This window comes from Mesorhizobium sp. M1409 (assembly GCF_040317535.1).
GTDB lineage: Bacteria > Pseudomonadota > Alphaproteobacteria > Rhizobiales > Rhizobiaceae > Mesorhizobium.
Genome location: NZ_JAMYKV010000006.1, coordinates 94,518 through 108,973 on the forward strand (window position 1 = coordinate 94,518; position 14,456 = coordinate 108,973).

At 60.6% G+C, this 14,456-nt stretch carries 12 protein-coding genes and 1 pseudogene; 10 read left to right on the forward strand and 3 right to left on the reverse strand.

Going from position 1 to position 14,456, the window contains the following annotated elements; all coding sequences use genetic code 11:
• The first annotated feature begins 1 nt into the window (after position 1).
• The 5 genes from cyoA (at position 2) to NKG99_RS07385 (ending at position 4,229) form a co-directional block, all read left to right on the forward strand.
• The gene (gene cyoA / locus NKG99_RS07365) at positions 2-880 is read left to right on the forward strand and encodes a ubiquinol oxidase subunit II (RefSeq protein ID WP_352865799.1); all 879 of its coding nucleotides are present in this window, start codon (positions 2-4) and stop codon (positions 878-880) included.
• Between the two features lie 2 nt (positions 881-882).
• On the forward strand, positions 883-2,862 hold the full coding sequence (gene cyoB / locus NKG99_RS07370) for a cytochrome o ubiquinol oxidase subunit I (protein WP_352866078.1): 1,980 nt from the start codon (positions 883-885) through the stop codon (positions 2,860-2,862).
• Positions 2,859-3,491 (forward strand): cytochrome o ubiquinol oxidase subunit III, encoded by a 633-nt coding sequence (cyoC, locus tag NKG99_RS07375; protein ID WP_352865801.1) that lies wholly within the window; start codon positions 2,859-2,861, stop codon positions 3,489-3,491. The genes cyoB and cyoC overlap by 4 nt, the downstream gene beginning before the upstream one ends.
• A complete protein-coding gene (cyoD, locus tag NKG99_RS07380; RefSeq protein WP_352865803.1) occupies positions 3,488-3,880 on the forward strand; it encodes a cytochrome o ubiquinol oxidase subunit IV in 393 nt (130 codons plus the stop codon). Before cyoC ends, cyoD begins: the two co-directional genes overlap by 4 nt.
• A 79-nt stretch (positions 3,881-3,959) precedes the next feature.
• Positions 3,960-4,229: a hypothetical protein gene (locus NKG99_RS07385; RefSeq protein ID WP_352865805.1), complete on the forward strand. Its 270-nt coding sequence runs from the start codon at positions 3,960-3,962 to the stop codon at positions 4,227-4,229.
• A gap of 223 nt (positions 4,230-4,452) precedes the next feature.
• On the opposite strand, the gene NKG99_RS07390 is transcribed toward NKG99_RS07385, so the two are convergent.
• Positions 4,453-6,885 (reverse strand): PAS domain-containing sensor histidine kinase, encoded by a 2,433-nt coding sequence (locus NKG99_RS07390; RefSeq protein ID WP_352865806.1) that lies wholly within the window; start codon positions 6,883-6,885, stop codon positions 4,453-4,455.
• Between the two features lie 504 nt (positions 6,886-7,389).
• Entirely contained in the window at positions 7,390-8,481 is a 1,092-nt protein-coding gene (locus NKG99_RS07395) for a Gfo/Idh/MocA family protein (protein WP_352865809.1), read from the reverse strand.
• A gap of 236 nt (positions 8,482-8,717) precedes the next feature.
• On the opposite strand from NKG99_RS07395, the gene NKG99_RS07400 reads away from it, so the two are divergent.
• Positions 8,718-9,635: a LysR family transcriptional regulator gene (locus NKG99_RS07400; protein WP_352865812.1), complete on the forward strand. Its 918-nt coding sequence runs from the start codon at positions 8,718-8,720 to the stop codon at positions 9,633-9,635.
• Between the two features lie 6 nt (positions 9,636-9,641).
• Here NKG99_RS07400 and NKG99_RS07405 read toward each other — a convergent pair.
• Positions 9,642-9,746 (reverse strand): annotated as a pseudogene (locus tag NKG99_RS07405) (IS630 family transposase); the annotation flags it as partial.
• Positions 9,747-10,073: 327 nt separating this feature from the next.
• On the opposite strand from NKG99_RS07405, the gene NKG99_RS07410 reads away from it, so the two are divergent.
• The 4 genes from NKG99_RS07410 (at position 10,074) to NKG99_RS07425 (ending at position 14,420) form a co-directional block, all read left to right on the forward strand.
• Complete coding sequence (locus NKG99_RS07410; protein ID WP_352865814.1) at positions 10,074-11,084, forward strand: LacI family DNA-binding transcriptional regulator; 1,011 nt, start codon at positions 10,074-10,076, stop codon at positions 11,082-11,084.
• The gene (locus NKG99_RS07415; RefSeq protein WP_352865817.1) at positions 11,081-11,878 is read left to right on the forward strand and encodes an SDR family NAD(P)-dependent oxidoreductase; all 798 of its coding nucleotides are present in this window, start codon (positions 11,081-11,083) and stop codon (positions 11,876-11,878) included. The genes NKG99_RS07410 and NKG99_RS07415 overlap by 4 nt, the downstream gene beginning before the upstream one ends.
• Positions 11,879-11,964: 86 nt before the next feature.
• Positions 11,965-12,930 carry an ABC transporter permease gene (locus NKG99_RS07420; protein ID WP_352865819.1) on the forward strand — a complete coding sequence of 322 codons (966 nt, stop codon included), beginning with the start codon at positions 11,965-11,967 and terminating at the stop codon, positions 12,928-12,930.
• The gene (locus NKG99_RS07425; protein WP_352865821.1) at positions 12,927-14,420 is read left to right on the forward strand and encodes a sugar ABC transporter ATP-binding protein; all 1,494 of its coding nucleotides are present in this window, start codon (positions 12,927-12,929) and stop codon (positions 14,418-14,420) included. The genes NKG99_RS07420 and NKG99_RS07425 overlap by 4 nt, the downstream gene beginning before the upstream one ends.
• Positions 14,421-14,456 lie beyond the last annotated feature (36 nt).

Sequence of the window (14,456 nt, forward strand, 5' to 3'; positions counted from 1 at the left end):
TATGCGGCTCAGGTTGCTCGCTACCAGCTTGATCGGCGCCGTGACACTTGCGGGCTGTTCGGAAGGCGTACTCAGTCCGCAAGGACCTATCGCAACCGCCGAGCGACAGATTTTGTTCAACTCGCTCGGCATCATGCTGGCGATCGTCATCCCGACGATCCTCGCCACGCTCGGCGTCGCCTTTTGGTTTCGCTCGTCGAACTGGCGCGCGCGCTACATGCCCGATTTCGAGTATTCGGGCCGTCTCGAACTGCTCGTCTGGTCGATCCCTGCCATGACGGTGCTGCTGGTTGGTGGCGTTGCCTGGGTCGGCGCGCATGACCTCGATCCGCGCCAGCCAATTGCTTCCGCCGTCGACCCTGTCAGGATTCAGGTGGTCTCGCTCGACTGGAAATGGCTGTTCATCTATCCCGACCAGGGCATCGCAAGCGTCAATCGATTGACCATCCCGGCTGGCACTCCGGTCAGCTTCGAGCTGACCTCCTCAGGTGTGATGAACAGCTTCTTCGTCCCGCAGCTCGGCAGCCAGATCTACACCATGGCCGGAATGGTGACACACCTTCACCTTCAGGCCGACCATCCCGGGACTTTTCGAGGGCTGTCGGCCCAGTATAGCGGCGAGGGTTTCGCCGATATGCGGTTTGCCGTTGATGCGGTGCCAGCCCCGGCCTTCTCGCAATGGGTGAACGCAACGCGCGACGCTGGCCCGATGCTCGACGCGCAAGGCTATGCCGATCTGGCCAGGCCAAGCGAAGCCGTAGCGCCTTTCACCTACCGCGACGTCGCTCCCGACCTGTTCAACCACATCCAGAGCTTTGCTGCGCAGCCGAATGATCCCGCTCGGCTCGCAGATATGACGTCACAGAGGACAGACAAATGAACCTGCTCGGCAAGCTCGACTGGAGCGCCATCCCATTCGACCAGCCGATCATCATGGGGGCAGGGGCCTTCATGGTGCTGGCCATAGTTGGCATCCTGTCGTGGGTGACGCTGAAAGGATATGTGCCGTATCTGTGGCGCGAATGGATCACGTCCGTCGACCACAAGCGGGTCGGCGTCATGTATTTCCTGCTGGCGCTGGTCATGCTGCTGCGTGGATTCTCCGACGCGATCATGATGCGGGCACAGCAGGCCGTCGCCGCCGGTGGCGCTCATGGGTATCTGCCGCCGGAGCATTTCGATCAGGTCTTCTCGGCGCACGGCACCATCATGATCTTCTTCGTGGCGATGCCGTTCGTCATCGGCCTGATGAACTTCGTCCTGCCGCTGCAGCTTGGTGTCCGCGATGTCGCTTTCCCGACGCTGAATTCGGTGAGCTTCTGGCTGACGGCCTCAGGCGTCCTGCTGATCAACATCTCCCTGGTCGTTGGCGAGTTCGCCAAGACGGGATGGATCGCCTATCCCCCGCTCAGCGAGCTGCAATTCTCCCCTGGCGTCGGCGTCGACTACTATCTTTGGTCGCTGCAGATCTCCGGCGTCGGCACACTGCTGACGGGAATTAATTTCGTCACCACAATCCTAAAATTGCGGGCACCGGGAATGGGCTACATGCGCATGCCCGTCTTCTGCTGGACTTCGCTTGCGGCCAACCTGCTCATTGTCGCGGCCTTTCCGGTTCTGACCGCCACTTTGGCGATGCTGCTGCTCGACCGCTATCTCGGCTTCCACTTCTTCACGGTCGACGGCCAGGGCAATCCGATGATGTACGTGAACCTGTTTTGGGTCTGGGGTCATCCCGAAGTCTACATCCTGATCCTGCCAGCTTTCGGCGTGTTTTCGGAGGTCGTCGCGACCTTCTCAGGCAAGCCGCTGTTCGGCTATCGCTCGATGGTGGCTGCGACGATGGCGATTTGCGTCCTCTCCTTCCTCGTGTGGCTGCATCACTTCTTCACGATGGGCGCGAGCGCCGACGTCAACGGCTTCTTCGGCGTCATGACGATGATCATCGCCGTGCCGACGGGCGTGAAGGTCTTCAACTGGCTGTTCACGATGTATGGCGGGCGCGTCCGCTTTGAGGTGCCGATCCTATGGGCGCTGGGATTTATGGTGACCTTCGTCATCGGTGGCATGACGGGCGTGTTGATGGCTGTGCCTCCGGCCGATTTCCAGCTGCACAACAGCCTCTTCCTGGTCGCCCATTTCCATAACGTCATCATCGGCGGCGTCGTGTTCGGCGCGATGGCCGGCTACAATTACTGGTTCCCCAAGGTATTCGGCTTCAAGCTCGACGAACGCTGGGGCAGGGCATCGTTCTGGTGCTGGCTGATCGGCTTTTATGTGGCTTTCATGCCGCTCTACGTGCTGGGCCTGATGGGCATGACCCGGCGCATGCAGCACTACGACAATCCTGCTTGGCAGCCATGGTTGGTGGCGGCGGCAATCGGCGTCGTCATCATTCTGGGCGGCATTGTCTGCCAGATCGTGCAACTGGTCGTCTCGATCCGTGATCGCGAGCTGCTTCGTGTGACCGGCGATCCATGGAACGGCCGCACGCTGGAATGGTCCACCGCGTCGCCGCCGCCGGCCTGGAACTTTGCCGTCCTGCCACATGTGACCGAGCGCGACACCTACTGGGTCGCGAAGCAACGCGCCAGCGCAGAGCAAGCTCAATCGGCGCCGCCGCGCCAGTACGAGCCGATCGAGACGCCGAAGAACAGTCCAGTGGGGGTCGTCAACGCCTTCTTTGCCGTCGTCATCGGTTTCGCCCTGATCTGGCACATCTGGTGGATGGCCGGGCTGGGTCTGATCGGCACCTTTTTGACGATCCTCATCTTCGCGTTTCGGGGTGAGGACGAGACCGAAGTACCGGCTTCCGAGATTGCTCTCTTCGACCGGGATCACCAGATGGAGGTTGCGGTATGAACGTCACCGTTGCTGTTGACGATGTCGCTGGCGAAGCGCTGCCGAGCGCAAGCGAAGCCGGTCCGGCCCCCAAGCGCGTTGTCGTTGCTTACGGCTTCTGGATCTTCCTGCTGAGCGACATCGTGATGTTCTCGGCGCTCTTTGCCGGTTACGCAGTCTTGCGGCATGCCACTGCGGGCGGACCGACCGGCGCCGAGTTGTTCAATCAGAGCAGGGTCGCCATTGAAACCGCCTGTCTTCTGGCGTCGAGCTACACATGCGGGCTGATGGCGTTGGCGGTCAACTCGCGGCGCCGTCTTGGCACGTATGTCGGTGCCCTGCTCACCTTGGCCCTCGGCGCCGCGTTCCTCGCACTGGAGATCCGCGAATTCGCCGACATGATCGCACATGGCGCGAGCCCCCAACGCAGCGCTTTTCTCTCGTCGTTCTTTGCTCTCGTCGGCTGTCACGGTGTGCACGTGGCTGCGGGCCTAGTCTGGCTGGTGGTGATGATGGCACAGATCGCATCGAAGGGATTTCGGCCTTCCGTGCTGCGTCGGCTGCAGTGCTTTTCGCTCTTCTGGCACGCGCTCGACATCATCTGGGTCGGGCTGTTCACGGTCGTCTATCTGATGGGAGTAACCCCATGACTGAAACACGCTACGATCGCGCTCCCGGCGACCGGTCAATAGGGGCTGACAAAGAGCCAATCTCCGCTGGCCTGCTCGTCTACACCATCGGTCTGCTTCTGGCGGCGATCCTGACAGCCCTGTCATTCTGGGTTGCCAACACATCACTGCTCTGGGCATCCGGAATTCCCCTCGGCCTTGCCGTCCTCGCGATCGCCCAGATGGGGGTTCACCTGGTGTTCTTCCTGCACATCACGACTGGCCCGGACAACACCAATAACGTGCTCGCGCTCGCCTTTGGCGTGCTCATCGTGCTGCTGGTGATGGCCGGTTCCCTTGTGATCATGGCCAGCCTGAACGGCTCCATGATGCCGCCTGCCGGCCCGATGGATATGCAAATGCACTACTGACTCTTGAGCGGACAGCCTAGGCTAGCTCACCGCCTATGACGCCACACCGCCGTGATGGTGCCACAGGATTGTCTCTCCAATGCTGGCCTTCACCGTCGAACCAGATGGTGTCGATCCGGCAGGCGAGCGATCACCCAATTGCCAGCGCGGCCGTCGATGGGATGACCGCTTAACCCAACAGGGAAGGACCAGACCACGAACTCCAAAGCCATCAGCCTTGCTGCTGCATTTGCTTTTCCTGCTATTGGCGGCGCCGCGCTCGCCGGCGCTCGATGAATCTGCCACCATTGCGCCGTTTTACATGGGTTCGAACCTGAAAATGTTGAGGCCAATGCCTGAATTGAATTAAAGGCGGCAAGTCGATGCCCAAGGAAAAGCGGGAGGAAGTGGTCAGGCTTTGCAATGACCCGTCCACGAGCTCTCGAAGAGTTCTGCTCGGTCGTGAATGCCCTGCGCAAAATGCAATGGTCCTCGATCGGGGCTCAAAGGGGTGGCGGGTTCCAGCCCGTCCGATTTTTTGTTTGATATCCCGATGCTTTCTGGATGCGACCTACCCCGAATGAAGCACGATACTATATGGTGTCCTCGTGCCGCTCTCTTGCCTGCTGAGCTTCCGGAAAAGAATTTGTGACTTCCTGTTCCGCGGTTGGCAAGATGAACTGAAAAACAGCGCCACGAGGCTCATTCGCATAGGCCCATAGGTGGCCCCCGTGGGCATCAATGATCGACCGGCAGATCGACAGCCCCATCCCCACTCCACTGGACTTCGTGGTGTAGAATGCCTGGAAAACGCGATCGAGATTATCCGGATCAATGCCCGGCCCTGAATCGCGCACGGACACGAGAACGCCACCAGTCTGGTTTTGCTCGGTGCTGATCGACAGCTCCCGTGGTCCCGCTTCGATCGTACTCATGGCTTCGACCGCGTTCAGCATCAGGTTCAGCACGACTTGTTGCAGTTGAACACGATCCCCCTCAACGGGAGGCAGCGCCTGCGTTAGGCGGGTTCGGACCGAGACTCCATTCTCGGTGACCGCGCTTCCAGCCAATAGAATCAACTCGTTGATCGCTTCATTGAGATCAAAAAGATGCTTTCGCGGAGGCGCTTTCTTGATTTGATCACGGATCCTGTCGACTATGTTTCCCGCTCGATCGGCGTCGCCCACGATAGAGGCGAGCGCTTCCCGGATTTCGCGCAGATCCGGTGGATTTCTGTCCAGAAAGTGCATGGCCGCGCGGGCGTTGTTGCGTGCCGCGGCAATCGGCTGCGTGATTTCGTGAGCCAGCGAGGCGGTCAGTTCTCCCATGACGCTCAGGCGGTTCATGTGCGCGAGATCCGACTCCAGCTGGCGCAGCTTCTCGCGCTCTGCCTGCGCAAGCATGAGTGCTGTCACGTCGGTGCCGGTGCCGCGATAGCCACGGAGTTCTCCCTCGGCGTCAAACACAGGCTTGCCGCTGGCTTTCACATAGATGGGAGAGCCGTTACGGCGAGCGGAGCTATATACGAAGTCGCGGAACGGTTTGCGTGAATCGAGAGTTGCCTGGAAAAGCCGCCATTTCTCCGGCTCCGTTTCAAGATCGAGAGCGCGATCCCAGTACGCCCTGCCGATTCGATCTGTCGAGTCTGAATCAAACGCATTCTCGGTCAGCAGCGTGAACTTGTAGTCCGGACCGATTTCCCAAAACCAATCGGAGGCGGTCTCGGCGTAGTCGCGGAATTTCGCCTCGCTCTCCCGCAATCCTTCCTCGGCGCGCATGAGCTCCTCAATATCCAGAGTCGCCCCGACCCAAAGCTGCAGCGTTCCGTCGCTGGCCCGAAGGGGTTCAGTGCGCGTGAGCAGCCAGCGGTAGTCTCCTTGAGCGTCGCGGACACGATAGCTGTGCTCATAGCCCTCGCCCGTGCGCAGACTGTTCGACCAATATTTGCGGCCTTTTTCCTGGTCGTCGGGGTGCAAAAACGGGATATGGGCGTCCCACGGTACGCCGATGTCGATGCCGAAACGCAAGGGATGATCCTTCGGAAGACCAAGGAAATCCCCTTGTCGTTTACTCACAAAGGTAAGGCCGCCTGATGGAGGCGCGTACCAGGTAAGGGCCGGAAGCACGTTTAGGATGGTCCGTAGCTGGGCCTCGAATCTGGGCCGCTCTTCGGCCTTCTTGCCTTCATCGACATCGACCGTCACACCGTACCACTGGACGATGCGACCTTGCTGATCCCGCAGAGGCTCAATCCTGAATTGATGCCAACGGAACTCGCCGTCCGCTCGGCGTAAGCGCGTCACCCATTGGTTCGGCGTTCCGGCGTGAATGGCCTGATAGAAAGCCCTCGCGGTTTCTGGAAAGTCATCCGGGTGGACAAGCACTTCCCAGCCAAGGCGCTTGAATCCCTCGAACCGCATCCCGCTGTAATCCAGGAGGCGCTGGTTCATGTGCGTCGGTTCGCCGGCGGGATCCGTTGACCAGAGGAAGGCTGGTACCGTTTCGAAGATTTGACGGAGCTTGTATTCGCTCTCCCGCAGTCCATCCTCGGCGCGCTTGAACTCTTCTATATCCAGAGTCGCCCCAAGCCATAGCAGTAGGGCTCCATCGCTTGCCCGGAGCGGTTCGAAGCGAGTGAGGAACCAGCGGTGGTCTCCTTGAGCGCTACGAACTCGATAACTATGCTCACCGCCCTCGCCCGTGCTCAGACAGTTTGACCAGTATTTGCGTGATTCTTCCTGGTCGTCCGGATGCAACAACGGGATCCAGTCGTCCCACTGTGCGCCAGTGTCGATGCCGAAACGCAGGGGATGATCTTTGGGAACACCAAGGTATTCCGCAGTTCGTTTGTTCACGAAAGTGAGGGCACCAGACGGAGCCGCGTACCAGGTATAGGCCGGAAGCACATTTAGAATGGCCTGCAGCTGTGCCACGAATCTGGGCCATTCTTCGGCCTTCCTGGCTTCAGCGATGTCAACAGACAGGCCGAAAACTGCCTCCTTAGCTCTGTCACCCTTCTTTGGCATAGATCGCTCCATGGCCCGCCTACAGATTCGGACCTGCCCTTGTCGGAGACGCCATGTCGCAGACTATCGCTACGCCTCGGCAAAGGTGGCGGTGATCTTACCCCCTGCGCCAGAGACGGACCATATGATCCTTTCGACCTCGGACGACTGGCCAAGCTTTTCGCGAGACGCGCCTCATAGGCATTCTGCGGCAAGCAGCCCGCAATGATCGGTCTCCAGGCTCTCTTGTGTCGTGGGTTTTCCGACCAAGCCGGGAGACAAGGCCGTGCCGCGTTCGGACTTCGCCAACTGGGCTCAGGAGCCGTTTCTCTTCTTTGTCGACCGACGGGTGGTCCCTCCCAGCGAAGGGCTGCAGGGGACTGCTACGACATTGCGAGCTATGACTACGACTGCACGCCGGGCTTCGGCGAGGAAGTGCTGAAGGTGACGCCCGGCAGCAATCCCGCCTTCGTCACGGCGGCGCTGCTTGGCACCTCGCGATCCAGCCAGTCAAATCATTCACCGTCATTCCTCCCGATTGGGAATGATTTGCCGCTCGCCCCGGTCGGCGGCGCGCCTTACAGCCTCGATGAGACGGGCGTTGTGAACAGCGTGTCCAAATCCGGGCGTGCTGTAGGCCCCCGCACGCAGATCACGGGCAAGACCAGCGTAGATCTCTCCGACGTTTACCGCCGCCCCCATCAGCCCGCCAGTGACTGTGGCCCGGTCGGGTGCCACGAATGGGATGTTCGAGACGAGCCTGAGGTCCCCCGCCTGGAAGCCATAAGGGTGATCGCTGGTCAGGCTGAGCCATCCTTCCGATCCCCTGATATCGAATGTGAAACGAACTTGTTCCCCCTGGCCCCCGGCGTCGAAATCGGCCGTGAACGCGGTGCCGGAACGCGTCTTTCCGATAACGCCGACGTAGTCGGCAGTTTCGCGAACGCTCTCTTCGCCGGTCTCTCTCAGTTTGACCATGGGCCAGCGAATCTCGGTCCGGGCGTCAACCTCGACAATCTGTCCTAGGACCGCTTCCACCAAATCGACCGTATGCCCGCCGCAAATGGTTAGCAGGTTGGCGCCAGAAGATGCCTTATTAAAAAAGTCATGCGCCAAGGGGATTTCTGGTCCAAATCCATAGGTTGGCGAGACGATTCTGGCGCTTAGCGGCCGCCCGATCTTTCCAGAGGACACCAACTCGGCCGCGCGTCGTGCGGCGGGATTGTGCCGGCCTTGCAATCCGATCGCCGTGTGGTTTGAACCCGCCGCGCGCGCCATCTCCTCAGCCTCGGCGACGCTGCGTCCGAGAGGCGCCTCGCAATAGACCGCCTTCCCGGCTTGGAGCGCCGCCAGAACGAGTTCGCGGTGTGCGGGCACCTTGACTGCGATCGTGACGAGATCAATCCGGTCATCTCGGATCATCTCAAAGGGATCGGAAAACCAGCGCTCCGCACCGAAGGCCTTAGCCGCCTCGCGTGCACTCTGCTCGTTGCGCGTCGCCACAGCCGCGAGCTTGAGGCCGGGAAGACCATTGATGGCCGGAATGTGCGAGACCTTCGCCCAACTTGATCTGGTGTCAGCACCGATGATTCCGACGCGAATTTCTTCCTGGGTCACTGCTTTACCTTTTCATTCAAGTGATCAATTGAAATGACGTAGCCAGTACTGACGCACTGCGTCTTCTCGGTTACTCGCTGCCGTCCTGGGTGAGGTCGAAAGTGCACATTGCCGAACGCGGACTAGCACCGCTGCCGGTCTTGCATCTCATACTCAACATATGCGTAGATCGTGGCCAGACAATCACGCCCAACCCGAACACACTGTCCGAAATTTCCGGACAATAAGGATCCCCGATGGACCGCTTCGCAAGCATCACGGCATTTGTGGGGGTCGCTGAGAGTGGCGGCTTCTCGGCAGCAGGCCGCCGCCTGAACCGGTCTAAAGCCACAGTCAGCGGCCAGGTCCAAGCGCTGGAAAATGCCGTTGGCGTGCGGCTGCTGAACCGTACGACCCGGCGGATTAGCCTTACCGAGATTGGCCGTGGCTATTACGAGCGCTGCGTACAGATTCTCCAGGATCTGGAGGAGGCCGACGAAGCGGCTGGCGCACTACAGGCTATCCCACGCGGCCAGCTCCGCGTCTATTGCCACCAGAGCATCGCCCGGTTCGTCGCACCGGTCGTCACCGATTTCCTGACCCGGCATCCTGAGGCGTCGGTAGATATTCGCATCGGATACGGGATGATCGATCTAGTGCAGGAGGCGTTCGACTTGGTGATCAGCCCGCTCTCGCCGCCCGACTCCACCCTCGTCGGACGACGGCTCGGGAGTTTGAGTCCAATTGTCTGCGGTGCTCCCGCATACCTCGAAAAGCATCCGGCACCGCAATCCCCAGCCGATCTGGCCGGCCACAACTGTCTGCGCCACCCATACGCACCGCCGTCTCCAGACGAGTGGCATTTCTTGGACGCCGCTGGCAATCCGGTGGTGGCGCGGGTATCGGGAAACCTGATCACCAGCAACCTCGAAACGATGCGCGCCGCCGCTGCGGCCGGGATCGGTCTAGTATTGACGGTCCCATTTCTGATGGCGGATCTGTTGACTTCGGGAGCGCTAGTGCCGCTGCTGCCCGAATACCGGGCGCAAGGTTTTGACATAAAAGCGCTTTATCCCCATCGTCGGCACCTGAGCGCCAAGGTTCGCGTGTTTATCGACATGCTGGTAGACCGGTTCGCCGAGCAAGAGCGCTGGCTCCAGCGAGCCGCCTGCTAGAGCGTTTCAGGTTCTGACGGAAGCATATCCTGCGTTGTTGAAATAGTTGGCGCATTCGTCTGGCTTGAATTGGTCGATGAGGTGTCTGATGGCCCGCCATGTGTCTTGGGCATTGGTCTTCAGCGCCATAGCGCCTCAGAGTGCGTGCAATTGGTCGGGACCCGTTTTCCGCGAAAGGCGTTATGGCCAGCGGCCCATGCGTGCCGCGCCAACAGGCCGAACACATGGCCGCACCGACCGACACCGTGCCAAGGGAGAGCCATCCACACATGACGCGACCACACCGTTGGCGACAAATCCTGACCTGATGCAATGCCCCTCTATCGCGACGTCTCCCGAAAACCAAGGACTGGACTCCAGAGCGGGACCTATGTACATTCATGTTATGAAACGTTTCATAATCGCTGTTGGGCGAGACCTGTGACAGTAAAACCGACAATGAATGACGTCGCCTTGCGGGCAGACGTATCGCTTGGGACTGTGTCAAAGGTCTTGAACGCCGATCCCACGGTTGGCGCGGAGCTTCGTGATCGCGTTTTTGATGCCTGTGCGAAACTGAACTATCAGCACAACCGTATAGCGGCGAGCCTGAGAAGTCGCCAGACACGCACGATCGGGATCATCATTCCCGACATTCTCAACACCTTCTACGCGGCGCTCGTCGAAAAACTGGAAAATCTTGCCTCGGCAAGTGGCTACACCGTCATGGTGGTGACCACGGGCGAGGATGCCGGCCGGGCCGCCGCACGCATCGAGGTTCTCAAGCAGCGACAGGTCGACGGCATGATCGTCATCCCGTCGCTCAATGGGTCCGAGAACCTGGAGAAGACGGTCGGATCAGGCATGCCGTGTGTTGTGGTCGACCGCGTCTCGGCCGAGAACCCTTTTCCCAGCGTCGCAACCGACAATGTCGATGCGGCTTATCAAGGCACCCGTTATTTGTTGTCGCTCGGGCACAAGCATATTGCGCTCGCCGCCAATTCGCCGAAGCTCTGGAACACCCAGGAACGCATCGCCGGTTTTGAGCAGGCGATGCGGGAGGGGCAGGGCCGGGCCGACGTGCGGATCGTCGGCATGAGCGCCGAAGAGGCGCGCGTGTCGATCGGCAATCTGTTTCGCGAGGCTGAGCGTCCGACAGCCCTGTTCACGGCTAACAACCTTGTGACGTTGGGTGCCGTCAGCGCTCAGCTCGATTGCGGCATCGATATTCCGGGTGACGTATCGCTGCTTGCCTTCGACGACTTTGAGTGGTTGCGGCTGCTGCGACCGGCAATCAGCGCCATCCAGCAACCGATCGACCAAATCGCGGTCGATGCGTGGCGATTGGTGTTTCAACAGATCAGCAAGCGACCGATCAGCGGTCAGCACGTTCGCGCTGGTGCTCAGCTGGTGATCAGGCAATCCACTGCCGCAATCACCGGGACCGGCCGCAGAGTGGGGACAAAGTGAGCGAGTTTGCGGGAAAAAGCGCCGTCATCACCGGCGGCGGGCGGGGCATCGGGCTGGCATGCGCGCGCCTGATCGCCGAGCGCGGCGGAGCGGTCATTCTGCTGGGCCACGACGCGCACATGATCGAGGGCGCCGCGGCGGAACTGCGCGCGGGTGGGCTTTGTGCGGATGCTATCGTCGCCGACATCAGCGTCGAGGCCGAGGTTGCCGCTGCCCTGTCGCGGGCTGAAGGAGTGACGGGAGGTGTCGATATTCTCGTCAACAATGCTGCGATTCAGCCCTACGGCACGGTAGCGTCGATGGGTTCTCGCCAGTGGGACGGCGTCATGGGCGTCAATCTGCGTGGCGCGTATCTCGCCTGTCACTACGCTTTGCCCCGCATGGTCGAGCGGGGTCATGGTGCAATCGTCAACATCGCCTCGGTTCAAGCGTTGGCGAACCAGGCGCGAGTCGCGGCGTATGCGACGTCGAAGGCCGGCATGCTGGCGCTGACGCGCTCGATTGCTGTCGATTTCGGCCGCGCCGGTATTCGCGCCAATGCTGTCTGCCCGGGCTGCATCGATGCGCCGATGACGCGCCTTTCCGCCACCGAGACAGCGCCGGGCCAGGAAGAAGAGACGATCCGGCGGTGGGGCAATGCTCAACCGCTCGGACGGGTTGGGCGGCCGGAGGAGGTGGCCGAGGTCGTGGCTTTCCTCGCCAGCGACCGGGCGAGCTTCTGTTCGGGCGCGGAGTTCAAGGTGGATGGGGGCCTGATGGCGGCACTTGGCGTAGCGTTGCCCGATTCGAGATGAAACGTTTCATAGCGGAAGACTCACGCTGAAGTTTGGGGAGGAAGAGCAATGAGCGAAGGCAATTGTGGGTCCTGGAGGATTGGGCCATGTCACTAGCGGGCACGATCTCGACGCCCCTAAAACGGCCGTCGCGGCAGGTGGTCGTTTCGGTGGTGGTCCTTGCGGCGGTCCTGGTCGCGCTCGGTGTCGTGGCGCCGAATTTCTTTCGCTACAGCAACATCATCAATGTCCTGTTGCAGGCATCGCTGCTGGGCATCCTGGCGATCGGCATGGCCGTGGTCATGATCGTTGGCGGGATCGATCTTTCGCTGCCGGCGAACATGGCGATGAGCGCTGTGTTGGGTGCTCTCTACATGAAGGCGACCGGGGATTGGATGGCGGGTCCGCTGATCATGATCGGCGCTGGTGCCGCCATCGGAGCAATCAATGGCTTCGCGGTTGGCCGGCTCAAGATGATCCCCTTCGTCGTGACGCTCGCCATGATGACGATGGTCTCCGGCGCCACCGTCTGGATGACGAACTCGCTGAGCATTTCGCAATTGCCGGAGACGTTTCTCGATGCATTCGGGGCACGGCCGATCCTCAAGATACCGGTGACGGTCCTGATCGTTGCCGGTCTCGGTTTCGTCTTGACGACCTTGATGCGGTCCTCGATCGCAGGGCGGTGGGCCTACGCCGTCGGGATCAACGAGAAGGCGGCTCGGGTAGCGCGCATTCCGATCGCCCGTGTCGTGCTCGGCAGTTACGTCTTTTCCGGATTGATGGCCGGCCTTGCGGCGATCCTGGTCACGGCAAGATTAGGCGCCGCATCGGCGAATATGGGCAATGACGGCATGGTGCTCGACATCGTATCGGCCTGCGTGGTCGGCGGCGTCAGCATTTACGGCGGGTCGGGCCGCGTTCTCGGTGCGTTGTTCGGTGCGCTGCTGATCACCGTCCTTTCGAACGCCATGAACCTGATGGGCGTGTCGTTCTATTTCAGCCTCGTCATCAAGGGGGCTGTCATTATCGCCTTCGTGGCGGCCGACAGACGCAACGGTGGCCGCTCATGACCGCTGACATTGTTTTGCGAATGGATGGCATCACCAAGTCGTTCGGATCGATCCCGGCGATTGCACACGCTGGCCTGGAAGCTCGCAGTGGCGAGGCCATTGCCCTCATGGGAGCGAACGGAGCGGGCAAGTCGACACTCATGAACATTCTCGGCGGGGTCGTGGCCAGCGACCGAGGCCGGATTTCCATCGATGGTGTGGACGTCACTCTGGGCTCGCCGCGGGAAGCGACGCACCACGGCATCGCCTTCGTTCACCAGGAACTGACCATGTTTCCGACGATGAGTGTCGCGGAAAACATCTTCATCGACGAGATGCCGTCTTCCCGTGGGTTCATCAGGTCCTCCGAGATGATGCGCCAGGCGCAAGTGCTGCTTGCGCGCCTCGGTTGCGAGATTTCTCCCGAGACACCAGTCGAACAGCTGAGCATTGGTGACCGGCAGCTGGTGGAGATCGCCCGCGCGTTGCGGCATCGCGCACGCATCGTGATCTTCGATGAACCGACATCGTCGCTGTCGGGGCCCGAGCGTGACCGGCTCTTCGCCGTGATCGAGAGTCTCAAGGCTGAAGGCGTGGCCATCATCTACATCACGCATTTCCTTGATGAGATTTTCACGGTCTGCGAACGCATCTCGGTGATGCGCAATGGCGAGACAGTCTGGTCTTCGGCGATGTCGGAGGTCGATGCCTCCACTGTTGTGCATCTGATGCTGGGCATTTCGGAAGCCGAGGGGCCGATCCGCGAGCCGGTTGCTGTGGCTGGCGACGCGCTGATGTCGGTCACTGGTCTCAGCCGCCAGGGTGCCTTGCATGATGTGAGTTTTTCACTTCGCAAGGGTGAGATCGTTGGCCTGTGGGGGCTGCTTGGATCAGGGCGTACCGAGTTGCTGCGGGCGTTGATCGGGCTCGATCCGATCGACGCTGGACAGATCCGATGGCGCGACGGCGCGGTCGAGGCCGATATTACGTCAGAGCAACTGCGCGCGCATGTCGGAATTGTCACCGAGGATCGCCGGGGCGAAGGCATCCTCCTGCCGCTTTCGGTCGCCGAGAACATTGCGCTGCCAAATTTGAGATCGCTGCTGAACCGATGGCGGCTCGTGTCCAAGGCTGGGGAGGGGACATTGGCCGCCGCCATGATCAAGCGGCTTCAGATCAAGGTTTCGAGCCCGGAGCAAAGCCTCGGCACGCTGAGCGGCGGCAATCAGCAAAAGGTCGTGTTTGGCCGCTGGCTGGCCACCAATCCACGTCTCTTCCTGCTGGACGAACCAACGCGCGGTCTCGACGTGAGCGCGAAGACGGAAATCATGAAACTCGTCGTCGAACTGGCCGAGCAGGGTTGCAGCTGCCTGATCGTCTCCTCGGAACTCGAGGAGCTGATGCGCGTCTGCGATCGCTATCTGATCATCAGGCGAGGGCGATTGATCGGAGAATTGCCTGGATCAGCGACCAGCGGAGAATTGATGCAATCGATCTCGGCGATCAACTGAATGTCGGGCCCAACTGAATGTCAGGCGAAGTCATGA